The organism is Ruegeria sp. A3M17, from assembly GCF_003318255.1.
Classification (GTDB): Bacteria; Pseudomonadota; Alphaproteobacteria; order Rhodobacterales; family Rhodobacteraceae; genus Ruegeria.
Window position 1 is genome coordinate 58,726 of record NZ_QOCF01000006.1, and the last position, 25,587, is coordinate 84,312.

The 25,587-nt window shown below is 57.0% G+C and carries 22 protein-coding genes and 2 tRNA genes; 10 read left to right on the plus strand and 14 right to left on the minus strand.

Features of this window, described 5'->3' with window-relative positions; all coding sequences use genetic code 11:
* Positions 1-73 precede the first annotated feature (73 nt).
* From rpoD to DS906_RS03000, 4 genes are all read right to left on the minus strand, one after another.
* The gene (gene rpoD / locus DS906_RS02985; RefSeq protein WP_058277324.1) at positions 74-2,062 is read right to left on the minus strand and encodes an RNA polymerase sigma factor RpoD; all 1,989 of its coding nucleotides are present in this window, start codon (positions 2,060-2,062) and stop codon (positions 74-76) included.
* Positions 2,063-2,176: 114 nt separating this feature from the next.
* Positions 2,177-4,126, minus strand: a complete 1,950-nt coding sequence (gene dnaG, locus DS906_RS02990; protein WP_113788761.1) for a DNA primase — start codon at positions 4,124-4,126, stop codon at positions 2,177-2,179.
* A gap of 80 nt (positions 4,127-4,206) precedes the next feature.
* Entirely contained in the window at positions 4,207-4,503 is a 297-nt protein-coding gene (locus DS906_RS02995) for a hypothetical protein (protein ID WP_113788762.1), read from the minus strand.
* A 153-nt stretch (positions 4,504-4,656) separates the two neighbouring features.
* Complete coding sequence (locus DS906_RS03000; RefSeq protein ID WP_113788763.1) at positions 4,657-6,087, minus strand: Glu/Leu/Phe/Val dehydrogenase; 1,431 nt, start codon at positions 6,085-6,087, stop codon at positions 4,657-4,659.
* Between the two features lie 325 nt (positions 6,088-6,412).
* Here DS906_RS03000 and DS906_RS03005 point away from each other — a divergent pair, with 325 nt between their 5' ends.
* From DS906_RS03005 to DS906_RS03015, 3 genes are read left to right on the plus strand one after another with little or no spacing between them, the layout of a single operon-like run.
* Positions 6,413-8,218 carry a TadE/TadG family type IV pilus assembly protein gene (locus DS906_RS03005; RefSeq protein ID WP_113788764.1) on the plus strand — a complete coding sequence of 602 codons (1,806 nt, stop codon included), beginning with the start codon at positions 6,413-6,415 and terminating at the stop codon, positions 8,216-8,218.
* Positions 8,215-8,748 carry a TadE/TadG family type IV pilus assembly protein gene (locus DS906_RS03010; RefSeq protein ID WP_113788765.1) on the plus strand — a complete coding sequence of 178 codons (534 nt, stop codon included), beginning with the start codon at positions 8,215-8,217 and terminating at the stop codon, positions 8,746-8,748. Before DS906_RS03005 ends, DS906_RS03010 begins: the two co-directional genes overlap by 4 nt.
* A gap of 1 nt (position 8,749) precedes the next feature.
* The gene (locus DS906_RS03015) at positions 8,750-9,349 is read left to right on the plus strand and encodes a TadE/TadG family type IV pilus assembly protein (RefSeq protein ID WP_113788766.1); all 600 of its coding nucleotides are present in this window, start codon (positions 8,750-8,752) and stop codon (positions 9,347-9,349) included.
* On the opposite strand, the gene DS906_RS03020 is transcribed toward DS906_RS03015, so the two are convergent.
* Positions 9,333-9,815 carry a hypothetical protein gene (locus DS906_RS03020; protein ID WP_113788767.1) on the minus strand — a complete coding sequence of 161 codons (483 nt, stop codon included), beginning with the start codon at positions 9,813-9,815 and terminating at the stop codon, positions 9,333-9,335. The two genes, DS906_RS03015 and DS906_RS03020, sit on opposite strands and share 17 nt — an antisense overlap.
* 158 nt (positions 9,816-9,973) lie before the next feature.
* Between DS906_RS03020 and DS906_RS03025 the strand changes: the two genes are divergently transcribed.
* Positions 9,974-10,885, plus strand: coding sequence for a pirin family protein (locus DS906_RS03025; protein WP_113788768.1), 912 nt, complete (start codon positions 9,974-9,976; stop codon positions 10,883-10,885).
* Between the two features lie 14 nt (positions 10,886-10,899).
* On the opposite strand, the gene DS906_RS03030 is transcribed toward DS906_RS03025, so the two are convergent.
* A complete protein-coding gene (locus DS906_RS03030) occupies positions 10,900-11,487 on the minus strand; it encodes a TetR/AcrR family transcriptional regulator (protein ID WP_113788769.1) in 588 nt (195 codons plus the stop codon).
* Positions 11,488-11,586: 99 nt separating this feature from the next.
* Here DS906_RS03030 and DS906_RS03035 point away from each other — a divergent pair, with 99 nt between their 5' ends.
* The 6 genes from DS906_RS03035 (at position 11,587) to DS906_RS03060 (ending at position 16,408) form a co-directional block, all read left to right on the plus strand.
* Positions 11,587-11,835 carry a hypothetical protein gene (locus tag DS906_RS03035; protein ID WP_113788770.1) on the plus strand — a complete coding sequence of 83 codons (249 nt, stop codon included), beginning with the start codon at positions 11,587-11,589 and terminating at the stop codon, positions 11,833-11,835.
* Positions 11,836-11,962: 127 nt separating this feature from the next.
* Positions 11,963-13,249 carry a homoserine dehydrogenase gene (locus DS906_RS03040; RefSeq protein ID WP_113788771.1) on the plus strand — a complete coding sequence of 429 codons (1,287 nt, stop codon included), beginning with the start codon at positions 11,963-11,965 and terminating at the stop codon, positions 13,247-13,249.
* Positions 13,250-13,319: 70 nt separating this feature from the next.
* Positions 13,320-14,303, plus strand: a complete 984-nt coding sequence (glpX, locus tag DS906_RS03045) for a class II fructose-bisphosphatase (protein ID WP_113788772.1) — start codon at positions 13,320-13,322, stop codon at positions 14,301-14,303.
* Between the two features lie 90 nt (positions 14,304-14,393).
* Positions 14,394-16,136: a single-stranded-DNA-specific exonuclease RecJ gene (gene recJ / locus DS906_RS03050; protein ID WP_113788773.1), complete on the plus strand. Its 1,743-nt coding sequence runs from the start codon at positions 14,394-14,396 to the stop codon at positions 16,134-16,136.
* Positions 16,137-16,234: 98 nt separating this feature from the next.
* Positions 16,235-16,309, plus strand: a tRNA-Glu gene (locus tag DS906_RS03055).
* A gap of 24 nt (positions 16,310-16,333) precedes the next feature.
* Positions 16,334-16,408, plus strand: a tRNA-Glu gene (locus DS906_RS03060).
* A gap of 10 nt (positions 16,409-16,418) precedes the next feature.
* On the opposite strand, the gene DS906_RS03065 is transcribed toward DS906_RS03060, so the two are convergent.
* The 8 genes from DS906_RS03065 to DS906_RS03100 all read right to left on the minus strand — a co-directional run bounded on the left by DS906_RS03065 (position 16,419) and on the right by DS906_RS03100 (position 25,400).
* Complete coding sequence (locus DS906_RS03065; protein ID WP_113788774.1) at positions 16,419-18,260, minus strand: V-type ATP synthase subunit A; 1,842 nt, start codon at positions 18,258-18,260, stop codon at positions 16,419-16,421.
* Positions 18,257-18,949, minus strand: coding sequence for a hypothetical protein (locus DS906_RS03070; RefSeq protein ID WP_113788775.1), 693 nt, complete (start codon positions 18,947-18,949; stop codon positions 18,257-18,259). Before DS906_RS03070 ends, DS906_RS03065 begins: the two co-directional genes overlap by 4 nt.
* Before the next feature lies 1 nt (position 18,950).
* Positions 18,951-19,628, minus strand: a complete 678-nt coding sequence (locus DS906_RS03075; RefSeq protein WP_113788776.1) for a hypothetical protein — start codon at positions 19,626-19,628, stop codon at positions 18,951-18,953.
* The gene (locus DS906_RS03080) at positions 19,628-20,071 is read right to left on the minus strand and encodes an ATP synthase subunit C (RefSeq protein WP_108858997.1); all 444 of its coding nucleotides are present in this window, start codon (positions 20,069-20,071) and stop codon (positions 19,628-19,630) included. Before DS906_RS03080 ends, DS906_RS03075 begins: the two co-directional genes overlap by 1 nt.
* Positions 20,068-21,864 carry a V-type ATP synthase subunit I gene (locus DS906_RS03085; RefSeq protein ID WP_113788777.1) on the minus strand — a complete coding sequence of 599 codons (1,797 nt, stop codon included), beginning with the start codon at positions 21,862-21,864 and terminating at the stop codon, positions 20,068-20,070. Before DS906_RS03085 ends, DS906_RS03080 begins: the two co-directional genes overlap by 4 nt.
* Positions 21,861-22,466, minus strand: a complete 606-nt coding sequence (locus DS906_RS03090; protein ID WP_113788860.1) for a V-type ATP synthase subunit D — start codon at positions 22,464-22,466, stop codon at positions 21,861-21,863. Before DS906_RS03090 ends, DS906_RS03085 begins: the two co-directional genes overlap by 4 nt.
* On the minus strand, positions 22,444-23,805 hold the full coding sequence (locus DS906_RS03095; RefSeq protein WP_113788778.1) for a V-type ATP synthase subunit B: 1,362 nt from the start codon (positions 23,803-23,805) through the stop codon (positions 22,444-22,446). The genes DS906_RS03090 and DS906_RS03095 overlap by 23 nt, the downstream gene beginning before the upstream one ends.
* A 191-nt stretch (positions 23,806-23,996) precedes the next feature.
* A complete protein-coding gene (locus DS906_RS03100; RefSeq protein ID WP_199528453.1) occupies positions 23,997-25,400 on the minus strand; it encodes an MATE family efflux transporter in 1,404 nt (467 codons plus the stop codon).
* Positions 25,401-25,587: the final 187 nt, after the last annotated feature.

A 25,587-nucleotide genomic window follows, 5' to 3' on the forward strand; every position in this document is an offset into this window, starting at 1 on the left:
GGTTTGACCCGGTCACCGTGATCATCGCGTGAACGGATAAGAAAAAGGCGCCTCGTTTGAAGCGCCTTTTTAATTACTGATCCAGGAAGGACCGCAGTTTGCGCGATCGGCTGGGATGCTTCAGTTTCCGCAGCGCTTTCGCCTCGATCTGGCGAATACGTTCGCGGGTCACGCTGAACTGTTGACCAACCTCTTCCAGAGTGTGGTCGGTATTCATACCGATGCCAAAACGCATCCGCAGAACACGTTCCTCACGCGGCGTGAGCGAGGCCAGAACCCGTGTCGTCGTTTCCTTGAGGTTTTCCTGAATGGCGCTGTCCAAAGGCAGCACGGCATTCTTATCCTCAATGAAATCGCCCAGCTGGCTGTCTTCCTCGTCACCAATCGGAGTTTCGAGGCTGATCGGTTCCTTGGCGATTTTCATCACCTTGCGAACTTTCTCAAGCGGCATCTGCAGCTTTTCGGCCAGTTCTTCCGGCGTCGGCTCGCGGCCGATCTCGTGCAGCATCTGGCGACCGGTCCGGACCAATTTGTTGATCGTTTCGATCATGTGCACCGGAATACGGATCGTACGGGCCTGATCCGCGATAGACCGCGTGATCGCCTGACGAATCCACCAGGTCGCATAGGTCGAGAACTTGTACCCGCGACGGTATTCAAACTTGTCCACCGCCTTCATCAAGCCGATGTTGCCTTCCTGAATAAGATCAAGGAATTGCAGGCCACGGTTCGTGTATTTTTTGGCAATCGAGATCACCAGGCGCAGGTTGGCTTCGACCATTTCCTTCTTGGCCTGACGCGCCTCTTTTTCACCCTTTTGAACTTGCTGGACGATGCGGCGGAATTCAGGGATGTCCAGACCGACATACTGACCGACCTGTGCCATATCGTTGCGCAGTTCCTCGACCTTGGCGGTCGAGCGTTCGATGAACATCTGCCAACCCCGGCCCGGTTTTTCTGCCATCTCGGTCAGCCAGTTCGGGTCCAGTTCGCGCCCGCGGTACGCGTCGATGAATTCGCGACGGTTGATGCGCGCCTGATCCGCCAGTTTCACCATCGAGCTGTCCAACGACATGATACGACGGTTGATGCCGTACAGCTGGTCAATCAGCGCTTCAATACGGTTGTTGTGCAGATGCAGACCGTTCACCAGTTCTACGATCTCAGACCGCAGCTGTTGATAGGTCGCCTCTTGTTTTTCCGAGAAGGTGTCGTCTTCGTTCAGGGTCGCCGAGATCCGGCTATCCTGCATTTCCGACAGCATCGAGAAGTCGGTCGAGATCCGTTCCAGCGTGGTCAGAACCTGATCTTTCAGCGCGGCTTCCATCGCGGCCAACGACATGTTGGCCTGCTCGTCGTCGTCGTCGTCGTCATCATTGTTCAGCGGGTTGCCGTCGGCGTCCAGCTCGGGGCCGGTGTCCTTGGCGGGTTTTGCCGCCTGAACCGCAGACGTGTCGACAACCGGCTCTTCGACATCCCCGTCTTCGTCCAACTGGTTGCCAAACGTGGCCTCCAGATCGATGACGTCGCGCAACAGAATGTCTTCGGACAACAATTCGTCGTGCCAGATGGTGATCGCCTGGAAGGTCAGCGGGCTTTCGCACAGACCGGCAATCATGGTGTTGCGACCGGCTTCGATCCGCTTGGCGATGGCAATCTCGCCTTCGCGGCTCAGCAGTTCGACGCTGCCCATCTCACGCAAATACATGCGGACCGGGTCATCTGTACGATCCAGCTTTTCAGCACCAGCACCCGCCAGCGCAACCTCTCGGTTGCTTTCTGCGGCAACCAGTTCGGTCGAGCCTTTGTTCTCTTCTTCCTCGGCCTCTTCATCTTCGATGATGTTGATGCCCATCTCGGACAGCATCGACATAACGTCTTCGATCTGTTCCGAGCTGACCTGATCAGGCGGCAGAACCTGATTGAGCTGGTCGTAGGTGATGTAACCTTTCTCGCGAGCCTCGGCGATCATTTTCTTGACGTTGGCCTGGCTCATGTCCAGCGAGATTTCCTGTTCCTGCTCGTCGGATTTGCGGTCTTCGTTTGTATCCTTGGCGGCCATTCAATGCTCCTGCAGGGATGGGTGATTCGTTTGTACCGAATCATTAGCGCGTAGAAGTGATTCGGCCACCCGTTTACCCGTTTTTCTTTTCCAGTGCCTTACGAAAACACCACATTAGCGACGTTTCCGTTCAAAATTGATGCCAGACATGATCGCCTGAAACGCGTCTTTCTCGTCGCGGTTGATTCGTGCGCCGTTATCGGCGATGTCAAAAACCGCCCTATCTTCGTTCTGACTGCGACTTGTACGGTTGCGCTCTTCGGCGGCCTGGGCCAGCCGGTATGTCAGCGCTTCATCAGCCAGATCAGACAGTTCCTCTGCAGCTTCGGCAATCTCGGCATCCAATCCCCGGAGCGCTTTGATTTTCGCGAGTTCCTCGGCCAGAGTCATCTCGGCCTTTTCGACGTCGCCTGGTTTGAACACACAAGGGATTACTGCGACATGGCGAAGGGCAAGCAGGTTTTCAAGGATTTCGCTGCCCAAAGTTTCGAAAATGTGGTCTTTCAGATGCTCTGGGTCATCGATCGCATGCCGCAGGATGGCGGCGCGCAAGGCGGCATGATCGGGATCATGGCACTCCATCTCTTCAAGCTGATGTTCAAATTGGACTACAACGGTGGGGTTCAGGATGGCGATTGCCAGGATTGCAGCCTCGCGCATCTGGATATCCGCGGTTTCTGAAGACGCCAGAAAAGATGAGCGCGCACCGAGGGTTGCTGGCTGTTTCGGAGGTTGCCACTTGCCGCGAGGTTGCCATTGGCGATTTTGCGGCTGGCGTTGCGGGCGGAACAATTGCCAGCGCAGGTCTTTGATCTCTTGCCCATAGTGCGACCGGATCGAGGGATCGCGGATCAGTTTGATCTGGTCCCTCAGCGACTTATCCAACGCAGCCTTTCGTTCCGGGCTGTCGAACACCTTGCCCTCGGTCTCACGTTGCCACAGCAGTTTGACCATCGGGATCGCGCCTTCAAGCACTGTTTTTACAGCTGTCGGACCCTCAGCTCGCAGCAGATCATCGGGATCCTTGCCCTCGGGCATCAGCGCAAAGCGCAGGGATTTCCCGGCCTCTAACAGCGGCAACGCCAGATCAACGGCCCGCATCGCGGCACGCAGACCGGCCGTGTCGCCATCCAATGCGATGATCGGCTCATCCGAGACGCGCCACAGGAGCTGCAACTGATGTTCGGTGATCGCCGTGCCTAATGGGGCGACCGACGCCCCGAACCCGGCTTCGGCCAGGGCGATCACATCCATGTACCCTTCGGCCACGATCAGAGGCTGATCTTTGCCCGCGGCCTGACGCGCAGGGCCGTGGTTGTACAGGCTGCGGCCCTTGTCGAACAATTCCGTTTCGGGCGAGTTCAGGTATTTCGCATTGTCATTGGGGTCCATTGCCCGACCGCCAAACGCGATGCACCGCCCGCGCGGATCGCGGATGGGGTACATGATCCGGTTGCGGAACGTATCATAGGGCTTTTTGCCCTTGTTCGAAGGTTTGGCCAGCCCGGCCCCAAGGATCAGGTCCTCAGCCACGTTCTTGCCGCGCAGGTGATCCCACAAACCTTGCCAGCCATCCGGTGCAAAACCGATTTCCCACCGGTCCAATGCCTGTGCATCCAATCCTCGACGCGTCAGGTAGTCCCGCGCAGCGCCCCCTGCTCCGGTCTTGAGTTGCAAGCGGAAGAATTGCGCCGCCTGCTCCAAGACGTCGGCCAGTTGCGACCGGCGATCCTGCTTTTCCTGTGCTTTCGGATCACGCGCGGGCATGGGCATGCCTGCCTCACGCGCCAAAATTTCAACAGCTTCGATGAACGAGACATTCTCGGTCTCTTTCACAAAACTGATCGCATCGCCTTTGGCATGGCACCCGAAGCAGTAGTAGAACCCCTTTTGGTCATCTACGTGGAAAGACGCTGTCTTTTCGTGGTGAAACGGGCATGGCGCCCACATATCCCCCTTGCCCTGGTTGGACTTGCGTGGATCCCACATGACTTTGCGCCCGACAACCTGAGACAGGCTCAGGCGGGTTCGCAGCTCATCCAGAAATCCGGGGGGCAGAGACATGGGTCAAACCTGACAGAAACAAGAACGCGCGCCAAGGGTATGACGCGCGTTTGTCCACAGGGAAATGATGGGGCTGTGGATTATTGCTGCAAACACAGCTCAAGCCAGGCGGCGCCCAGATCCTTTTTGCGCACGTCGCGCATCTTTTGTTCGTAGACCCAAGGCGCGATCAACGGGATGGCAGCATTGTAATTTTCGGGCCAGGTCGGGCTGGTTTCGGCAACTGCCTGGGGCACGTTGCGCTCTTTTACACGGTCCAGCCGTGCCTTCTGGATCGCTGCAACAACTTCAGCCTGGTATTGGCAGCTTTGCTCTTTGGTCTCTTCCGCAGCTAATGGGGTGGCCAGCAAAGCGGCTGCAATAGCGATACGCAACATAGAAAACTCCGGTAATCGATTCTGTCGCTGCAGCTTACCTGTCGCAGGCACGGCCTGCCATTACCGTTTTCGGAGTGTCTGCCGTGGTTAAGTCGGCCAACCCTTACCGTTGGGGCAGCCTGACAAAGCCAGGCTGCTCCTGATTTCAAACCATCACAGCCCTTTGGCGCGATAGCTTTTGGACACACGGTCAATGGCGACAATATAGGCCGCTGTCCGCAAATCCTCGACATCGTCGCGGCCGTGCCAGACCTCACGCATCGACTGATAGGCAATCCGCATAGTGTCATCGAGACCCGAGCGCACCAGTTCCAGCTCGTCCGCACCGCGTAGATACTTGGCCTTGAAGTCCGGAGACATCGACCAGGCATCGCCAAGATAACGATCCAGCCTCTGCAGCTCACTAACGATCAGCTCGTGCCGCGCCTCTTCCTGACGGCGCTGCATGCGACCGAAACGAATATGGCTGAGGTTTTTGACCCATTCGAAATAGGAAACCGTCACACCACCGGCGTTTGCATACATGTCCGGAATGATCACCGTGCCCTTCTTGCGCAGAATCTCATCCGCACCGGCAGTCACCGGGCCATTGGCAGCCTCGATAATCAAAGGCGCCTTGATCCGGTCTGCGTTGGACAGGTTGATAACCGCTTCCAGAGCAGCCGGGATGAGGATATCGCAGTCTTCTTCAAGAACTGCCCCGCCCTCGGCCGAGTGTGTCGCATCCGGATAGTCGCTGACACCGCCATGTTTGACGATCCATTGGCGTACGGATTCCACGTCGATCCCGTCGGGATTATACAGCGCGCCATCCCATTCGATGATGCCGACAATTCTGGATCCGTCCTCCTCGCTCAGGAACTTTGCGGCGTGATAGCCCACATTGCCCAGCCCCTGAACGATGACACGTTTGCCGTCCAGTTTGCCGGACAGCCCTGCCTTTTGCATGTCTTCCGGGTGGCGGAAGAATTCTCGTAGGGCGTATTGGATGCCGCGACCTGTTGCTTCAACCCGGCCTGCGATACCGCCCGCGTTCAGCGGCTTTCCTGTAACACAGGCGCGTGCATTGATGTCCGTCGTGTTCATCCTGGCGTATTGATCCGCCATCCAGGCCATCTCACGCTCGCCCGTTCCCATGTCGGGGGCGGGTACGTTTTGCGAGGGGTTGATCAGATCGCGCTTGGCCAACTCATAGGCAAAGCGGCGGGTGATCTGCTCCAACTCGTGCTCTTCGTATTTTCGGGGATCGATGCACAATCCCCCTTTTGATCCGCCAAAGGGCGTTTCAACCAGAGCACATTTATAAGTCATCAGGGCGGCAAGCGCCTCGACCTCGTCCTGGTTCACAGCAAGGGCGTAACGAATACCGCCCTTTACGGGCTCCATATGCTCGGAATGAACCGAGCGGTAGCCGGTGAAAGTATGAATATCGCCACGCAAGCGGACGCCGAACCGAACAGTGTAGGTGGCGTTGCAGACACGGATCTTTTCCTCCAACCCCGGCGGCAGGTCCATAAGGGACGCCGCCCTGTTAAACATCAAATCTACACTTTCGCGAAAGCTGGGTTCATTAATGGCCGTCATTTAATCCTCCGTGCCGACGAACGACGAGCGTTCTGACGTTTTGTCGCACCCATTGGCTAAACGATCAATAATTAAGCAACAATAAAACCCAAAATCGTCATGAAGACGCTCGGACAGGGCTGAGTCGCACTCTGGGCTTAACCTATGGAAAATTGTCGCCGGACCGAAAACAGAGGCGAAAAAGCCGTTCAATTATCTACGGTTCGCGCCCAAAGTTGCCATATCTTCGGCACTTCCGCCCAATTCACGCCACGATTCGCCGTTAGTTTTCAAACGTTAACTTTTCCTTAGCAGCGCCGAATGTCTGCTCAGCGAGGTCGGCTAGATGAAAATGCGCGTATTTAAGAATAACAGCAAAAATTGTAAGAGCGCAGCCGCGGCCGCTCGTCGTTTTTCACGCGACGAGGACGGTGGCGTGTTCATTATCTTTGTTGTTCTTGGTTTTTTGCTCATATTTGCGACAGCAGGTATTGGCGTCGACATAATGAACTTTGAGCGCGACAGAGCGAGCCTTCAAGGCACTCTGGATCGCGCGGTTCTTGCGGCGGCCAACGTTAAACAAAAGCTCCCCCCTGCGGAAGTGGTCAAATCCTATGTTGAGAAATCCGACGTCCGTGGCAAGCTTACGAATGAACCCGAAGTTGATGACAATCCAACCCTTGGATCGAGAAAAGTCACAGCAAAAGCTGAAGTCGACGTCAAAACGCACTTTATGTGGTTCTTTGGATATCCCGAACTGACGGCTTCGGTCACGAGCGTCGCGGAAGAATCTATTGGTGCGCTCGAAATCACGATGGTTCTGGATATTTCCGGCTCGATGGGCTGGGATTCTGCAACGCCGGGTAAAACTAAGATGAAGGCCCTTCAGGAAGCCGCAATACAATTCGTGGATACGATCTACCTTGGGGAAGACCCAAACAAGATTTCGATCTCGATCGTACCTTACAACAACCAGGTGAACGCAGGAAAGAACATTCTGGATCAAATGCCGGGGGTTACGACTGAACACGACTACTCCCATTGCGTGAATTTCGAAGATACCACTGCCGAAGACCAATTCAAAGAAGCTTGGATCGATCCGAACGATAGCCTCAATCGCGCGGCGCATTTCGACCGCTCTGGCAAAAGCGATAGATATGATCGAGAAGCCCACACCTCTTCAGTCTGCACCACTCGAGCCGGCAGTTCCATCACACCGGTGACCAACATCGTCTCGGACCTGCACGACCAGATCAACGCCATGTCCGCCGGCGGAAACACGTCGATTGACATCGGAGTTAAATGGGGTGCGGCACTGCTGGACCCCCAGTTCCAGCCCGTAATAAGCAGATTGTCTAGTCAGAACGCCAACGCAAGCGTAGTAATCGATCCAAACACCGGGCTCGACGCGGACGGCAACGAACCTAAGAAGGTTGTTCCACCAACCTTTAGTAACCGTCCACTGGCATATGAATCCAATGTCAAAAAGATCATGATTGTCATGACAGACGGGGAGAACACCAGCAATTGGATTTTGGACGAGGACTTGCGCGACGGATTATCGGATGTTTGGTACAATCCCAGCACAAGTACTGCAAAGGACTATAGAAACTGTCGCGAGTATTATGACTGGGACGACGGATTATGGATTAAATACAACTGCGACAGAACGCTTACTCGCTCCGGTGAGTACAGTGTTCAAATCTCGGAAAACCCACCCGAGTATTTATATACCCGACGCGGAACAAGAGGGCACTCGGAACCATTTAATGAAGAAGGTGAATCTGTACGCCTGACTTACCCGGAGCTGTGGAATCGTGTAAACTTGGACTGGAACGCCGAGTATAACTATGCATTCGAATACCAGCGCACTCGAGACTGGTACAACAATGCCTTCACAACGATTGGTGGCGGAACCAAAGACACGCGGGTGGGTGATATTTGTGGCGCGATCAAGGCAAAGAATGTTGATGTCTATGGCATTGCTTTCGAAGCGCCGGAAGCAGGTGCTACAGTCATTAAAAATTGTTCTAGCGGCGCGAGCTTCTTTTACGAAGTCCAGAACGGCGGCACTTTCGGCGACGACCTGACGCTTCCGCAAGTCTTTGAATCTATTGCCCTAACAATCAAACAACTGAGACTGACGCAATGATCCGTAAAACTCTGGAAAAGGCGGTTCGGTTCAAACGAACAGAGCACGGTTCATTGACCGTTGAGTTTGCCATATGGTTCCCCCTTTACATGTTTTTCATTCTGGGCGTCATCGAATACTCAATGGTCTCGATTCAGAAAGCGATGCTGGATCGCTCGATGGATCTGGTCGTGCGCGACATTCGGCTTGGGATCAATTTGCCGGATACTAAGCACAATACGATCAAGGAAGCCATCTGCGGTAAAATGGTTGCGATGCGGAATTGTTCTGACAACCTGCAATTGGAGATGATTGTTCAGGACCCGTATGGCGGTGTGAACCTTCCAATTGTTCCAGACTGTTCAGACAGAGCCGATGAGGCCAAGCCGGTCCGCGAATTTTCGAATGGCGGATCGAACGAACTGATGATCCTGCGTGCCTGCGCGAAGGTCGATCCGCTTTTTCCTACGACCGTAATGGGGCGGGCTGTGTCAGGCGATGATGGTCTGGTCACACTTACGGCGACGACTACCTTTGTTCAGGAGCCTTAATATGACGTGTCTCACTTCACGCATCCGTAACCTGTTTGGCGCTTTTTTGGGCAAGGAGAACGGCAGCCTATCCATGGAGTCTGCTCTGATTTTCCCGATGCTCGTATGGAGTATCACGATTACTTATACGTATTTTGATGGTTTTCTTGAAAGCAGCGCAAATCTGAAAGCTGCGTACACGGTAAGTGACCTAGTTTCGCGTGAGGGTGAGGATGCAATAACCGATATTTATGCGGAATCCATGTATTTGATATACAATCGTATGGTAACCGACAACTCGCCGCTAAAAATGCGATTGTCGGTGATCCAGTACTTTGCCGCCGATCAAAACACCGGTACAGAAGAGCGCTATAACGTTGAGTGGTCTACAGCGTGTGGGTACGAGAGCAACTGGACCAATGACAATCTCGATTCATTGATTGAAAGGCTTCCGCCTATGGCAAATACGGACTCCTTGATCATCGTTGAAACGTCCAAACCTTATGTTCCGATTTTGAATACTGGTTGGCTGGACAGAGATCACACATTTGACAACTTTATTTTCACGCGGCCGCGTTTTGTTCCGATAGTCAAGGGACCCGATTCTAAGCATTTTTGTTAGATGTATACTCCAACAGTGAATACACTACTTGGATCATAAATTTGGTTTCTGCGGCCGTAGTCAGGCCGCCGATGCCAATACGGCGCCCCAATCGCCACCACAATCCCGGTGCCCAGCTGTTTTCTGCGCTTTCCTTGGTCTTCAACAAAAATCCATTTGACGGCTTGAACGCAAACACCCCCTGATCGATGGTCTCGATATCTTCGATACGGGTAATCACCTGCCCTGATCCGGTCCGCAATTCAGTCTCGGTCAGCTCGATCCAGTCGCTGGTGGCTTGCCACATGCGATAGGCCAGCCAAAACGCCGCCACACCAACGACAAGCAAAAAGACCAACCAAGCCGGTTCCGGTGGCGTGGTCAAAGCGACATAGATGACCAGCACACCCACGGTCGACAGCATCCCCACCCCTATCCAACGCCTGGATGATGAAGGCCGAACCGTGGCCAGAATTTCTTGTTGCATTGACGTCCCCTGCTCTGCTCTGTCCGGGTCTATCCGCTTTGTGTGCCGAAAAACAGAGGGAAGCCGAGTATGGAATTGCGCACAGCACCCGTGTTTGCACGCAAATTGACGCATATCGCCAACAGCATACATGATCCCCACAAATTCAGGAGGCCATCATGTCCCTTAGACCAACATTGGAAACTCGCCAGGCTGTGCCGACCATGGAAGGCGCAGGCGTCAAATTGCACCGGGCCTTCGGATTTCAGGACCCGTCCGAGCTTGACCCGTTTCTGTTGTTCGACGACTTCCGCAATGATCGCCCCGAGGATTATCAGGCGGGCTTCCCCTGGCATCCGCATCGCGGCATCGAGACCATCACCTATGTCCTGTCCGGCTCAGTCGAGCATTCAGATTCGCTGGGCAACACCGGCACATTGGGTGCAGGCGACGTTCAGTGGATGACCGCCGGGTCCGGAATCCTGCATCAGGAAATGCCCAAGGGAAACGGTGCGGGCCAAATGCACGGGTTCCAGCTGTGGGGAAATCTGCCGTCGGATCAGAAGATGACAGCGCCCCGCTATCAGGATGTCCAAAGCAAAGTGATCCCCGAGGTCATTGATGATGACGGCACCACCGTGCGCGTCATTGTGGGGGAATTCTGGGGCAAGGCCGGCCCGGTAGACGGTATTGCCGCCGACCCGCAGTACTTGGATATTCAGGTTCCGGCTGGCGTGAAAAAGACCTTTCGCATCGACACCTACCGCCGGGCGTTTGCCTATGTGTTCCAAGGCCAGGCGGCCTTTGCCGATGCATCACAACCCACCGGCGTGCTTTTGGAAAAAGAGGTCGCGGGACAAGAGGTCAACATCCGCGATCTGTCCGGTGACCGCACTTTGGTTCGGTTCGGCACCGGCGATGAGGTCACAGTTCAAGCTGGCCCCGAAGGCGTTCGGTTTCTGTTGATCTCGGGCGCGCCAATTGATGAGCCTGTCGCATGGCATGGTCCAATTGTCATGAACACGCGTGCCGAACTGGAACTGGCGTTCAAAGAACTGCGTAATGGCACATTCATCCGCGCCGGGCACTGATTAAGCAAAGTTGGTCAGGCAGTTACGGCGCGTCTGACCATATCCCAATAAACCTGCTCAACTTCGTCCAGCGACAAGCGTCCGCCTGCACGATACCAGGTCATCACACCGTTCAGCATGGCGATCACGGCCAGGGTCGCGATTTTGGTATCGGCAACCGAGAAGAGCCCAGACTTCTGCCCGTCCTGCAAGATGGCTTCAAGCGAATCCTCATAGGCCCGGCGCAGGCCTTCTATTTCCGAAAAGTTTTCGGGCGTAAGGTTGCGCAGCTCCATATAGGCGATGAAGACTTCATCCGGTCGTTCCATATGAAACCGAATGTGAAACCCGACAAAGCGGCGCAGCGCGGCCTCGGCATCGGCGGGCTGTTCAAGTTCACCATAAGCGGCCAACAGATCCTGCATGTGATCCTGCATCAGGCGAAACAGCAGGCTTTGCTTGTCAGGTGTGTAGTTGTACAGCGCCCCCGCCTGCACACCCACATCTTTTGCTATCTGGCGCATGGATACAGCGGCATAGCCATGTCGGGCAAACAGCCCCAGCGCTGCTTTTCGAATGCGCGGGCCGGTGATATCGGAGTGTGAGCCTTGGGTACGTGCCATACCGCCACCGTATATGAACAAGCGTTCATATAGAACCCCGCTTGAACGACCGCCGCAAAAGGTGCATCACGGTGCCAGTCACCATTGAAAGGGTTCGGTATGAAGCCCCTGCCACTTTTGGTTCTGCTTCTAACTTGCGCAGCCTGCACGGACTTCCCGGAATTGGAAGGACGCGAACAGCCGAATGTGCGCTCGGCCGCGTATCCGAAGCTGGTCCCACTTCAGGACATTCTTGGCCCGCCCATAGATCCCGTGAACGAAGCGGCCGAGGTTGAGGAAGATCTGACCGCCCGCCGCGAAGCGCTGGCCAAAAAGGCCGAAGCGTTGCAGAACGCGCAAACCAACTGACCTTTCGCGTTTCAACCGCCTGTTACCGCTGTCTCGGATTGCGCCCCGACGCTGAACCCGTTAAGGCACCTTTGAACGGGCAAACAGCCCGAAACCAAGGACATTCGAGCGGAAAGGAACCCACGGGATGACACAGGCGCTGCGGCTGGGAATTGCCGGCCTGGGAACGGTTGGCGTGGGTGTCGTGCGGATCGTGCGCCGCCATGCCGACCTGCTGCAGGCGCGTACAGGTCGCGCGATCGAAATCACCGCTGTTTCTGCGCGCGACGCAAACAAAGACCGTGGCGTGAACCTGTCGGAGTATGCATGGGAGACTGATCCCGTCGCCCTGGCGCAACGCGACGATGTCGATATTTTTGTCGAACTTATGGGCGGCGAAAACGGCCCCGCCAAAGCATCTGTCGAGGCCGCGTTGGCCGCTGGCAAGGATGTGGTGACCGCGAACAAGGCTCTGTTGGCCATTTACGGTCAGGAGCTGGCTGAAAAAGCCGAGGCCGCAGGCCGTGTGATCCGGTTTGAGGCCGCCGTTGCAGGTGGTATCCCTGTGATCAAATCCCTGACCGAGGGGCTGGCCGGGAACGAAATCACCCGCGTCATGGGCGTGATGAACGGCACCTGCAACTATATCCTGACGCGGATGCAATCGCAGGAACTAGGGTATAACGCGCTGTTCGAGGAATGTGCCGAACTGGGCTACCTCGAGGCTGACCCGAACCTGGACGTGGGCGGCATCGACGCGGCCCATAAGCTGGCACTGTTGTCCTCGATCGCTTTTGGCACCAAACCGAACTTTGACGGCATCCAGATCGAAGGCATCCAGCATATCAGTCTGGATGACATTCATCAGGCTGCCGACATGGGCTATCGTATCAAGCTGCTGGGTGTCGCTCAGCGCTCGGCACGCGGTCTGGAACAGCGGATGCAGCCGTGCCTTGTACCCAGCGGCTCGCCCCTGGGTCAGCTGGAAGGCGGCACCAATATGGTTGTGATCGAAGGCGACGCGGTCGATCAGGTTGTCCTGCGCGGCCCCGGTGCGGGCGAAGGTCCAACGGCAAGCGCCGTGATGGGCGACGTCTGCGATCTGGCGCGGGGATTGCAGATCCCAACTTTTGGCCGCCCTGCAGAAACGTTGGAAGACGCAAAACCCGCCGTTACTGGCCTGCCTGCACCCTACTACCTGCGCCTCGCGCTGTTCGACAAACCCGGTGCGCTGGCCAAAGTGGCCGCCATACTGGGTGACGCGGGTGTCTCGATCGACCGGATGCGCCAATACGGGCACACCGAAGCCACCGCGCCGGTTCTGATTGTGACGCACAAGACCACGCGGGCCACGTTGGATGTCGCTTTGGAAGGGCTTCGCGCGACCGATGTCCTGTCGGGTGAGCCCGTCGCATTGCGGATTGAAGAGGTTTGACCCTTGCGGCCTGCACAAAACGCAGGCTATGCCCGATGAAACGCCTTTATTGACCTGAGGATACGAAAAAATGAGCGCTGCCAAAATCGATTTCAACGACCGTCTGTTGTCTCTGGGCCTTGCACGGGTCGCAGAGCAGGCCGCACTTGCCTCGGCCTCGCTGGTCGGACGTGGTGACGAAAAGGCTGCGGATCAGGCGGCTGTAAACGCGATGCGCGAACAGCTGAACCTGCTGGACATTGCGGGTGTTGTTGTCATCGGCGAAGGCGAGCGCGACGAAGCGCCGATGCTGTTTATCGGCGAAGAGGTCGGCACCGGAAACGGCCCCGGAGTGGATATCGCGCTGGACCCGCTGGAAGGCACGACCCTGACCGCCAAGGACATGCCGAACGCGCTGACCGTGATCGCCATGGGGCCGCGCGGATCGATGCTGCACGCACCCGATGTTTACATGGACAAGCTGGCCATTGGTCCGGGCTTTCCCGAAGGCGTCGTGAACCTGGACATGAGCCCGCGCGAGCGCGTTGAGGCACTGGCCAACGCCAAAGGCTGCAAGCCTGCCGACATCACCGTCTGCATTCTGGAGCGTCCCCGCCACGAAGCGATGATCGCTGAAGTGCGCGAAACCGGCGCCTCGATCCGCCTGATCACCGATGGTGACGTGGCTGGTGTCATGCACTGCGCCGAAAGCGAAGAAACCGGCATCGACATGTATATGGGTCAAGGCGGCGCGCCCGAGGGCGTTCTGGCCGCTGCCGCGTTGAAATGCATGGGTGGACAGATCTTTGGCCGCCTGCTGTTCCGCAACGACGACGAGCGTGGCCGCGCCGGCAAGGCGGGCATCACCGATCTGGACCGCGTTTATTCTCGCGATGAGATGGTAACCGCAGACGTGATCTTTGCCGCAACTGGCGTGACCGGTGGCTCTTTGCTGCCGCGGATCAAACGCCAGCCCGGTTGGGTTGAAACCACCACCCTGCTGATGCGTTCCAAAACCGGTTCGGTGCGCCGCATGTCCTACCGCACGCCAACCTGGCCGCACGACAACGCGTGATGGCTTGCACCTTTGCCTTTGGCAGAGGTATCGATAGATACAATGAGGCCGGGTCCGAGAGGGTCCGGCCTTGGCATATGAGGGGCAGGCATGAGCTTTTTAGGGGTTGAGCAGTCACTGACCGGGCGGCGTTGGAGCGGACCGGAGGCCGAGATCGAACGGGCCACGGAAATGCTGGTGCAGCAGTCTGGGTTGCCACGTGCGGTATGTCAGGTTCTGGCGCGGCTCGGAGTGCCCCCGATAGAAACCGAAAGCTTTCTTGAACCAAAGCTGAAGGAATTGCTACCCGACCCCCGGTCCATGAAGGATATGGAGACCGCCGCAACGCGCTTTCTGGAAGCTGTCCGGAACAAGCAGAGGATTGCCGTGTTTGCCGACTACGACGTCGATGGTGGCAGCTCAGCGGCTTTGCTGCTTGTGTGGCTGCGCCAGATGGGGCTGCAAGCCACGCTCTATGTGCCGGACCGGATCGATGAAGGTTATGGGCCGAACATACCAGCAATGCAGGAACTTGCGGCCGCACATGACCTGATTATCTGCGTGGACTGCGGAACGCTCAGCCACGAACCGATCGCGGCGGCAAAAGCCGCGGATGTCATTGTGCTGGACCACCACCTTGGTGGTGAAACACTGCCCGATTGCGTGGCGGTCGTGAACCCGAACCGACAGGATGAAAGCGGTGATTTGGGGTATTTCTGCGCTGCCGGCGTGGTGTTCCTGATGCTGGTTGAGGCTGGTCGGCAACTGCGTGAGGCTGACGTCAAGGGACCCGACCTGATCGGGCTGCTGGATCTTGTGGCATTGGCAACCGTTGCGGACGTGGCCCCGCTGATCGACGCAAACCGGGCGTTGGTCCGGCAAGGCCTTAAGGTCATGGCACAGCGGCAACGACCCGGATTAGTGGCGCTGTCGGATGTGGCGCGCATGGATTCGGCCCCTACCAGCTATCATCTGGGTTTTCTGCTGGGTCCGCGCGTCAATGCGGGCGGGCGGATCGGTCAGGCCGATCTGGGTGCACGGCTGTTGAGCACGGATTCGATGACCGAAGCTGAAGCGCTGTCTCAAAGATTGGATGAGTTGAACACCGAGCGTCGTGATATCGAAAACGCAGTACGCGCGGCAGCACTTGAACAGGCCGAGGAACGCGGATTGGACGCGCCTTTGGTCTGGGCGGCGGGCGAAGGGTGGCATCCCGGCGTTGTCGGCATCGTGGCATCCCGCCTAAAGGAAAACGCTAACAGACCCGCCATTGTCATCGGCTTTGATGGTGATGAAGGCAAGGGTTCGGGGCGGTCGGTTTCTGGCGTTGATCTGGGGGCATCAATCCAACGGTTGGCGGCTGAGGGGCTTTTGGTCAAAGGCGGCGGGCACAAGATGGCCGCAGGGCTGACCGTTATGCGGGATCAGTTGGAGCCGGCCATGAAACGGCTCAACGTGTTGTTGGCCAAACAAGGCGCGGGCAAAGGCGGACCTGCAGACCTGAAACTGGACGGTGCCCTGATGCCCGGTGCGGCCTCGGTCGATTTGATCGAACAGATTGAAAAAGCCGGTCCTTTCGGGGCCAGCGCCCCTGCCCCGCGCTATGCCTTGCCGGACCTGCAGGTGCGATTTGCCAAGCGCGTGGGGGAATCCCATCTGAAACTTTCGCTGTCCGACGGGGTTGGTGGTGGCCTTGATGCCATTGCCTTTGGAGCTTTTGACGGACCGATGGGGGAAAAGCTGTCCAACCATGGCGGCGCGCGCTTTCATTTCGCCGGACGGCTTGAGGTGAACACATGGGGCGGACGGCAAAGCGTTCAGCTGAGACTGGAGGACGCGGCAGAGGCAAACTGAGCCCATTTCCGGCCCTGCCAAAAAAGTTTCGTATCCCTGCATTTTTCGGCTTGCGGGGGTCAGAGGTAAACCGTAAAAGGCCCTCCACAAGCAAGCGTGGCCCGTTCGTCTATCGGTTAGGACGCCAGGTTTTCAACCTGGAAAGAGGGGTTCGATTCCCCTACGGGCTACCACTTGTGCTAATGCCACTATCAGATGGCCCGTTCGTCTATCGGTTAGGACGCCAGGTTTTCAACCTGGAAAGAGGGGTTCGATTCCCCTACGGGCTACCACTTCCCTGACCTACACTCCAAATTTCTCGCGGCTCAGGTCCTGTATCTGCCCCCACAGCGACTTGAATTCCGGCGTGTTTTCCGCGGCGTAGTGGAAGTTCTTCATAAGACCAGTGAGCTGGGTGAACACCTGACGCACTTCACCCTTATCTTCGAATTCCGCAGTTGATTGCGTAACATCATAGACCAGCTTGAACGTCATCTTCTGACGCTCTAGCGGGACAGTTGCGTCGACTTTGTCAAAGGCATCCTGCTGTAGGTACACCATGTCCACGAACAGCGCTTTTTGCTGCGTGACGAAGTCCTCGATGGTGACGCCCTCTTCGCCGGTCACCTGCATCATCTGATCGACTTGTTCACCTTTTTCAATCAGGGCCAGCAGATCGCGTACCTTGCCTGTCCAACCCGGCTCAGCGTTTTTGTCGTACCAATCCGAGAGCTGATCGGTGTATCGCGACCAGCTGAGCATTGGGTCAACCGCAGGATAGAACCGTTTATAAGCCCGTTCCGAGGACAGTCCCAGAAAGCACTTCACAGTAGACAGCGTGGATTGCGTCACAGGCTCGTCAAAATTGCCACCCGCCGGTGAAACCGTACCGATCAGCGTCAGACTACCCAGATCGCCATCATTGGTCTTCATCGCCCCTGCGCGCTCGTACAGGCCCTTGATCGAGCTTTCCAGATAAGCAGGAAAGCCTTCTTCACCGGGGATTTCCTCCAGCTTGCCGGAGGTCTCGCGCATGGCCTGCGCCCAGCGGCTGGTACTGTCAGCGATCAACAGCACGTCATAGCCCATCTGGCGGTAATACTCGCCCAGGGTGATGCCGGTGAAGATCGACGCCTCACGTGCCGCTACAGGCATGGAAGAGGTGTTACAGATGATGATCGTCCGATCCATCAGACTGCCGCCCGACATCGGGTCTGTCATCTTGGGAAATTCGTGGATCGTTTCCACCACTTCGCCCGCCCGCTCACCGCAGGCCACCACGATCACGATATCCACTTTGGAGTTCCGAGCAATCAGGTTTTGCAGCACGGTTTTGCCCGCGCCGAACGGGCCGGGAATACAGGCCGTGCCACCGCGCGCTATGGGGAAGAACGTATCAATCAAGCGCTGAGACGTCAGAATGGGTTCAGTCGGGTACAACCGTTCAGACAAGGCGCGTTTCAGGATGGTTTCTGGCAACGGTCGTCGTACCGGCCACTTTTGGCACAGGGTCAGCGTGTGCTCCCCACCCTGCTCGTCTACAAGACGCGCGACAATCTCGTGGATCGATGCGGCGCCTTTCTGAACCCAGACAACATTGTATTCGCCGACCCAGTTGAAAGGCAGCATGATTTTGTGGGTAAACCGACCTTCGGGAACAGTGCCAATGCTGTCGCCGGCCTTGACCGTGTCGCCAACTTTGACTGTGGGAGTGAAAGACCATTTTGCCTGATCATCCAGCGGCGTCACATCCGCCCCGCGCGGCAGGAAAGTCCCGAATTCGGCCGCAACCTTGGTCAAAGGCGATTGTAGGCCGTCAAAGATCTGCCCCAAAAGACCCGGTCCAAGTTCGACCGAAAGCAGCTGTCCCGACTGTTCAACCGGATCACCAACCGCGACGCCGTCCGTGCTTTCGTAGACCTGAACGTCGGCTGTATCGCCGCGCACACGAAGCACCTCAGCCTTCAGGCGCTCCTGACGCCCGCCCGGGCCCGGACGGGTCGGAAGGATGAACACGACCTCGTTCTTGACCAATTGCCCCGGAACCCCGGCGGCGTCTTGGTTGGCGTGAATTTTCACCAGCCCTTCCTGGACAGAGACGACGCGAGCGGTTGCGGTTTGAATCGGGGATGTTTGGGCAGTCATGCGCTTACTCTCTCAAAATCGAAATCTGCGACATTGCTCATGGCTTTCTGGGCAAGCTTCTCAAATCTTGCGGCCGCATTCTGAGCGTTACTTTGCGCCCAGCGATCGAAAATGTTCCAGATCAGGACATAGATGGCCACGGCCTCAAAATCGAACAGGTGACGGGCGGCGTGTCGTTTCAGTTGCTTATGGCTGACTGACAGCAGCAGTCGTTCCAGACCCAAGGGGTCCTCCGCCTCAAGCAACTGGCGTGCTTCCTTGATCCACGGCATCGCCGTGGACAGACGGAAATCCGGGTCACCCCAATAAGCGGGGATGTGACGGCTCCAACGTCCAAACCCATACGCACCGGACGGTGGATTGCCACCCTGCCCGCGCAGGCGCAATGCCGCAACAACAGTACGCAGGTCCATCCGTTCAAGAAACAGGCGGCGCAAAGATGATTGCGGGATTTCGGCCAACGCTTGTTTGCACCTCAATACAGCCTGCGCGTCAGTGACATCCATGTCATATGCGCTCCAGTTCAGAGCATGTTCCATAACCTTCAGAACCTTAGCGTCCTCGGACGTCAGCGCCTTGAGGCGGCGGTCCAGCCGCAGCCGCGACAGCGGTGGCTGCTTGGCCACGAACAACCGCTCAGAGCCTGGCAGGCTGCTGATCAGGGCGATATAGGCGTCAGGGTCTGACATTTCAGCGGATCACACCTTCCAGCACGGCGCGAAACCGGGGCTGAAGATGCTCCATCAGCAACGAGGCGACCGCCTTGTCCGTCAGATCAAGTACAACGCCCTGATCTTCGGCCCGCACACGGATACCACCCTGCGCGTCACCGGATGCATGCAGTTCTACCTGTTCTCGCAACATATCTGCGGTCAGGCCGAGGACGTATTTGGTCAGCTTGCCGGATTGAATGTCATCGGCGTTCTGCTTGATGTCTTCTTGCGTTGCGACTTTGGCGGGCAGAATGACCTGCACCTTGCCATCCAGATTGACGCCTTCGGATTCGCGGCCGACGACCTCCAAAATCATCTGTTTCAGCAGGCCCGGGTCGGCCATTTCCTTGGTCACCAGACGTTCGACATCTTCGCGAAACCGGTCGGTCAATCCACCCTTCATGGTCAAAACCGCATCACGCATGGCGGTGTTAAGCGCCTCTTCTCCAGCAGCGCGATATTTGTCGGAATCGGTGCGTGCCTTTTTTTGATAATCGTCCGCCTCACGCTTGGCGTCCGCCAGAATTTTGGCGGCTTCGGCCTTGGCTTCAGTGCGCAGTTTTTCGGCGTCGGCCTGACCAGCAGCCACGCCATCATTGCGCAGCTTGTCAATCAAGGCATCCACACCATGAGAAATCATGCCATCCTGTGCCATCAACTGATCCCCGCGCTGATGACAAGGGCAAAGACAAAGGCGAACACGCCAAACCCTTCGATGATCGCTGCCGGGGCAAGCGCCAGGCCAAAGATCTCGGGCTTTTCCTTGGTGGCGTTGATCGCCGCAGCACAGGCCCGACCCTGCCAGATCCCGCAATACATCAATGCGATGCCCGACAGGATACCAATCCCGAACAAGCCGCCCGCGTTTTCAGGCGTCACCTCGCGGTTCAGGGTAAACATGATGACGATGCCATAAATCACCATCGTCGAAGGAAAGGCCGAAACGCCGACAAAGCGGCCATAGCCGCCGTCGGTTTCCGTCATGGCCCCAATACTGGCCATGCCCGCGATAGAGCATCCGACGGCGCTGGCGGCCGCGCCCAGCGCCATTGGCGCGTAGATGCCAAGCCAACCCAATGTCAATACAAGCTCATTCATTCCTGAACCTCCTTGCGGGCGAACGGGCGAAAGACAATGCCTTCATCCGGCAGACCCCATTTAAAGAATTCGATGTAATTAAGACGTAATCCGTGGACGACGCCGCTCATCATGGCGAGGGCGAAGTTGAGAATGTGGCCGATGATCAGGATCAGCAGGGCGAACAGAACGCCCAACCCCTTGAGCGAATGCATGACTGAAACCGCCAGATCGTTGAACGTGATCGCCAGTGAGGCCGAGGCCAGACCCAACGCAAACAGGCGCATGTAGCTTAGCACATCGCCGAATGCGCCCATGGCCCCGGCAAGGCTTTGCAGCCCTTCGATCAGACGCCAAACCCAGTCGGTGGGCTTATTAATGACCCGCTCGCTTGAGAACCAGACGATGGCCAGCACACCGATCCCCATAAATGCCGCGCCCGGCACCGGAGAATTACCTTTCATGTAGCTGAGCCACAGAACGAACCCGCCAATCAGCGCAGCGATCCAGCCCAGATTGGCGATGGCCTTCCGGTGCCCCCATGCCGCCCGTGCGGCAAGCGCATTGGCCAGTACCAAATGCAAAACGCCAACGACAATCGAGACCATCATCATCGCACCGAAATTGTTCAGGTCGAGCAATTTGAGCTTGGACCAGAACGACCCCTCAGCTGGCGACACGCCGAAATAACTGCCAACGAGGACGCCGTACAGGATTGTTGCGCTGGAAATGACCACCCCGAAGCGTCGCCAAGATCGTTCGCCCGGCGTCGCATCAAGCCGCTTCCAGAATAGCAAAAGGCCCAACAGGATAATCGCGCCGTATCCCGCGTCGGCTACGATCATTGCGAAGAAGACCGCAAATGAAACGGCGACGATGACACTGGGGTCCCAGTCCTTGTAACCCGGCACTTGATAAAACAGCGCCAAATCCACGGCAGCACTACGCTTTTCTGGTTGTTCCAACAAGGTTGGCGGGTTGTCATCGGGGCTGGGGTCTTCGATCAGTACGGCAGCGTCCTTTTCACCGGCCATATCCAGAACTGCGTCTATGCGATCTTCGGGCACCCAGCCTTGCAGGGCAAACATGGCCTCTTCGTCGCGTATTTTTTGCGTGGCATGAGCCAGCTCGGCCGCACTTTCGGCAACCGACAGGTTGCGCCGCATCAGCGTCAGATACCGGGTCTGTGCGACTCGCTCAGCCTCCAGCGCTTCTATTGCAATCTCGGCTTCTTCCAGTTGCGCCTCAAGCTCGTGAATGGGCAATGATCCGGTATGCGTCCGTGGGACCGGCAGGATGTCGTCATCCGGCTCATCTGGCGCGATCAATACGGCGTAGATAAACCGGTGATCCTGTTCGAGAATGGCCCAAGGGGTATCCAATGCCTCCAGCGCATCGCGATGTTTGAGCGGCAGTTGATAGAACCACAACCGGTTCCCCGCCAAAACATCGTCTGGTGGAAAATCCAGATCGCCCCAAGGGCGCACCTGTGCAATCCGGTTGGCCAGGAAATCCCTGTGATCCGTCATGTCACGAGTGCGCTGCATCAAGTCCAGCACATCCCCGACGAACTGGTCCATGTCAAAACCGGGATCGCGCTGAATCTGTCGGCGCGGCTCGGAAACGTCATTGAGGAACCGCAGCGTCTTATAAGCATTCCGCGCGCCGCGCTCGCTGATCTTTTCCGGCTCAGCGGGTGGCGGGGCCAGCGGCAGGACGTGCATGCATCCCAGATCCTGCAGCGCCTCAAGGGTCGCAGCCTTCTGGCCTGCTCGCCCGACCAGTGACAGTTTTTTGAGCCTCGCAACACTCACAACACAGCCTCCTGCGCATGTTTTCGTTTCGAGATTTTCGAACGGACGACGGCCTGCATCTGCTCATCGCTCAGATAAATACGGATTTTCTTGATGTTGGCTTTGGCGCGCGGGATCAGAACCTTTTCGAACAGGTTGACACGCTGGGTGATAGTGGCCACCGCCTTGTCGAATATCTCCACCCGCTCTTCGGCCACTTTGACCCGTAGACGCGCCTCGATCATATCGTGCAACAACCGGGCTGCGGTATCGACCCAATGGGGCTTGGCCAGATAGGAGTACGGGCGCACCGCAACCTCTATCCGGTCCAGCGCGGGCATCTTGACCCCCACGACGTTTACCTCTTTGACTTGGTAGTCCTTCAACTCAACCAACCCGTCCAGATCAACGCCCTGCTGCGCCAGCATCGGCAGCTTTTTCCCAACCTTTTGCGCCAGCTCCTGGACCTCATCCTGCAAGCGCTGCACTTCCCCGCGTGCCTTGGCACGTTCCGCCATCAATTGCTGGCGTTTCAGGTCTAGCGACGGCAAGAACCGTTCATAGCTTTTCAGCTGCGTCTGTTCGCGCGCGAGCGACGATTTATTCAGCTGCAACCGCGCCATCGGCATCCTTTGGGAAATACTTGTCGATCAGGGCCTGCTTCATCAGTAGCTGCTCAGGTGCGAAACACTCGGCCAGAGTTTTCCACCCCAAATCCAGCGCATCTTCCAGCGGGATTGAAACGTTGATGTCCATGAAACGGGTCTTGAACAGGGCACCAAACTTGAGCAACTGATGGTCATAATCCGACAGGTCAAAGGCCATTGCCTGTTTCTGCGCGGCGTCGCGGCTTTCGGAATAGAATCGGATCATCGTGTTCATGATCTGCCCGTGATCCTCGCGCGTTGTCTTGCCGATCACGTTCTGCTTGAGGCGCGAGAGGCTGCCGAACGGGTCAATCACCCCCGAATGCAGATAGATCTGCCCCTCGGTGATATAGCCCGTGTTGTCGGGCACCGGATGGGTCACGTCATTGCCGGGCATCGTCGTCACGGTCAACACAGTGACCGATCCGCCCTTGGCATAATCACAGGCCTTTTCGTACCGGCGAGCCAGTTGGGAATAGAGGTCACCCATATAACCACGCTGCGACGGTACGCGTTCCTGGCTGATCCCGACTTCTTTCATCGCGTCGGCGTAGGCGGTCATATCGGTCAGCAAGACCAGAACGCGCTTTCCTTCTTCCACAGCGAATTTTTCGGCCACGGCCAGCGCCATATCGGGTACCAGCAGCCGTTCGACCAGCGGATCCATCGCCTGGTTGACGAACATCACGGTGCGGGAAAACACGCCCGCATCCTCAAACGATGTGCGGAACGTAAAGTAGTCATCAAAGATCAGACCCAGCCCGCCAAACACCACGATATCCGCGTCCGCCTGAATGCCGATACGACTGAGGAACACGTTGAACGGCTCACCCGAAACCGAAAAGATCGGGATTTTCTGGCTTTCGACCAGCGTGTTGAACACGTCGATCATCGGCACGTCTGTTCGGATCATCTTGTTAGGCACGGCGCGTTCTGCAGGGTTCACGGTTGGCCCGCCAATATCCACGCGCGGCTCAGACGACAGGTCGGGTCCACCGTCGATTGACAGGCCCGCGCCATCAAAAACGCGGCCCAGAATGTTCTGTGAATACGGCGTCTGCATCGGGTGGCCCAGAAACGTCGCCGTGGCCTCGGTCGAAATGCCCTTGGTACCGGAAAACACCTGCAAGGTTACAACGTCCCGGTCGATAAAGATCGCCTGAGCCAGCGTCTTGTGGCCGTCCACAGTTTCGATCACGGCCAGATCGTTGAAACGCACGGCCGCATCGGTGGACCCGCACAGCGGCACCCTGACCTTAATTGTGTCTCCGACAATCTCAAGAACACGCGTGTACTTCAAAAGACTTCCGGACATTGCTCATCCTCGGTCGTTAAAGGTGTTTTTGAAATCAACGCCCCGAAATAACTTGGCGTTTTTTGCAATCATAAGTTCAGCTTACAACGAATTCATGAATTGGCAAATGAGGATGTCTTAGTTGCGACAAAGGAGACGAAAACCGCCTCTGGTGGCCAAAGATCGTTGGTATTCAAGCGCGCTGGGATGGCTCACCACCCCCTGCGCCCGAACAGGGATTGCAGCCGGCTTTGTCCGGCAAAAGGATCGACCTCAGATGGTGCAGTCAGGCCCGAGACAACGCGGCGCACCATTACCCAGCAGATTGCAGCAAATATCACACCGCCCAGCGCCTGCCCCAACAACACCCCCGGAGCGCCAGCCAAATAGGCCCCGGCGACCGCAAATGGCCACGTGCCCAGCGTATGACGCCCCCAGTTAACCCACGTGGAATAAATGGGATAGCCAAGGTTGTTGAAGCTGGCATTCGCAACAAAGATCACCCCGTTGAAGAAAGACGCCAAGGCCAGCGGTCCGCAGAACAGATAGATCAGCGCCCGCGTCTCGCCTTGGGCCTGAAACAAGTCGGCGATGGGGGCACGCAGGACGAACAGCACCGCCGCCATCAGAACCACGTAGACGGCAGTGAATTTTACGCCTGCCAAGAACGCGCCCTTCACCCGATCATACTGCCCTGCCCCAAAATTCTGCCCGACAATCGGGCCTATGGCCCCGGACAGTGCAAACACGACGGAAAAGGCGACTGGCATCAGCCGTCCTATTACTGCCATGCCCGCCACGGCATCGGTGCCAAACTGCGCAACCTCACGGATCACGATGGCGTTGCCGACAGGCGTGGCGACATTGGTCAGAACCGCCGGTATTGCAATCGCCCGCACCGGTTGGAGGTCATCCACCACTTGCCTCAGCGACGGTCGCGCAAATCCACGGTGCACGCGCACGGCGGGCCGTACCGCTGCTATCAGCATACAGATACGCGCGATGACCGAGGCAATCGCCGCCCCGTCCAGCCCAAGACCAACGGCAAAGATCAGAATCGGATCCAATATCGCGTTGGCCAGCCCGCCGTAAATCGTGGCCTGCATGGACCGGCGGGCATCACCATGCGCGCGCAACACAGCCATACCCGTCATTGCCGCAGCCATCACCCACATGGTCGGCAGAATGATGCTGACATACCGTGCGGCCAGTTGCAGAACCTCACCTTGTGCGCCCAGCAAAGACAGCAGAAACTTGATGTTAATCATGACTATGGCAGACACAATCAATCCCATCAGAATACCAAGAAGGGCAACGCTGGTTCCGAATTGGCGGGCTTTTTCGGGCCGCCCCGCCCCCAATTCGCGGGCGACAAGGGCGCCGGCGGCAATCGACAGCCCCACATTGATCGAGTTGGTGAAAAACAAAAGCGTGCCCGCATAGCCGACCGCTGCGGCCAAGGCGTCATTGCCCAGCATCGAGATGAACACCATGTCCACGAAATCCACGGCAAAGATCGCCATAAGACCAATGCTGGTGGTCAGCGACATTCGGGTCACATGCCGCATCAGACTGCCGGTCAAAAAGACAGCCATGCCCGTGGATTGTTGTGTCATTGGCTTGTCTGTCCCTTCGTCCTGGGAAGCAATCTGCCCGTGATGGGCACCCGTCAGCAACCTCAAACTGGTGCCGTGCGCCCGCCGGCCTGTTTTGCAATCCCTGAATAGGGTCGTTGTACCCAATCGATTAACGCGGTCCCAACACAGTGTTGATTTGCGCCCCGTCATTTTCATGCCATAAAGT

What these genes read in the sequence shown, in the direction of transcription:
- DS906_RS03020 (WP_113788767.1), bottom strand. Translation starts at nt 9,815, where the DNA reads ATGCAACAAGAAATTCTGGCCACGGTTCGGCCTTCATCATCCAGGCGT.
- DS906_RS03030 (WP_113788769.1), bottom strand. Translation starts at nt 11,487, where the DNA reads ATGGCACGTACCCAAGGCTCACACTCCGATATCACCGGCCCGCGCATT.
- glpX (WP_113788772.1), top strand. Translation starts at nt 13,320, where the DNA reads ATGAGCGCTGCCAAAATCGATTTCAACGACCGTCTGTTGTCTCTGGGC.
- rpoD (WP_058277324.1), bottom strand. Translation starts at nt 2,062, where the DNA reads ATGGCCGCCAAGGATACAAACGAAGACCGCAAATCCGACGAGCAGGAA.
- DS906_RS03005 (WP_113788764.1), top strand. Translation starts at nt 6,413, where the DNA reads ATGAAAATGCGCGTATTTAAGAATAACAGCAAAAATTGTAAGAGCGCA.
- DS906_RS03075 (WP_113788776.1), bottom strand. Translation starts at nt 19,628, where the DNA reads ATGGCACAGGATGGCATGATTTCTCATGGTGTGGATGCCTTGATTGAC.
- DS906_RS03100 (WP_199528453.1), bottom strand. Translation starts at nt 25,400, where the DNA reads ATGACACAACAATCCACGGGCATGGCTGTCTTTTTGACCGGCAGTCTG.
- DS906_RS03065 (WP_113788774.1), bottom strand. Translation starts at nt 18,260, where the DNA reads ATGACTGCCCAAACATCCCCGATTCAAACCGCAACCGCTCGCGTCGTC.
- DS906_RS03040 (WP_113788771.1), top strand. Translation starts at nt 11,963, where the DNA reads ATGACACAGGCGCTGCGGCTGGGAATTGCCGGCCTGGGAACGGTTGGC.
- DS906_RS03070 (WP_113788775.1), bottom strand. Translation starts at nt 18,949, where the DNA reads ATGTCAGACCCTGACGCCTATATCGCCCTGATCAGCAGCCTGCCAGGC.
- dnaG (WP_113788761.1), bottom strand. Translation starts at nt 4,126, where the DNA reads ATGTCTCTGCCCCCCGGATTTCTGGATGAGCTGCGAACCCGCCTGAGC.
- DS906_RS02995 (WP_113788762.1), bottom strand. Translation starts at nt 4,503, where the DNA reads ATGTTGCGTATCGCTATTGCAGCCGCTTTGCTGGCCACCCCATTAGCT.
- DS906_RS03080 (WP_108858997.1), bottom strand. Translation starts at nt 20,071, where the DNA reads ATGAATGAGCTTGTATTGACATTGGGTTGGCTTGGCATCTACGCGCCA.
- DS906_RS03035 (WP_113788770.1), top strand. Translation starts at nt 11,587, where the DNA reads ATGAAGCCCCTGCCACTTTTGGTTCTGCTTCTAACTTGCGCAGCCTGC.
- DS906_RS03090 (WP_113788860.1), bottom strand. Translation starts at nt 22,466, where the DNA reads ATGGCGCGGTTGCAGCTGAATAAATCGTCGCTCGCGCGCGAACAGACG.
- DS906_RS03025 (WP_113788768.1), top strand. Translation starts at nt 9,974, where the DNA reads ATGTCCCTTAGACCAACATTGGAAACTCGCCAGGCTGTGCCGACCATG.
- DS906_RS03010 (WP_113788765.1), top strand. Translation starts at nt 8,215, where the DNA reads ATGATCCGTAAAACTCTGGAAAAGGCGGTTCGGTTCAAACGAACAGAG.
- DS906_RS03015 (WP_113788766.1), top strand. Translation starts at nt 8,750, where the DNA reads ATGACGTGTCTCACTTCACGCATCCGTAACCTGTTTGGCGCTTTTTTG.
- recJ (WP_113788773.1), top strand. Translation starts at nt 14,394, where the DNA reads ATGAGCTTTTTAGGGGTTGAGCAGTCACTGACCGGGCGGCGTTGGAGC.
- DS906_RS03095 (WP_113788778.1), bottom strand. Translation starts at nt 23,805, where the DNA reads ATGTCCGGAAGTCTTTTGAAGTACACGCGTGTTCTTGAGATTGTCGGA.
- DS906_RS03000 (WP_113788763.1), bottom strand. Translation starts at nt 6,087, where the DNA reads ATGACGGCCATTAATGAACCCAGCTTTCGCGAAAGTGTAGATTTGATG.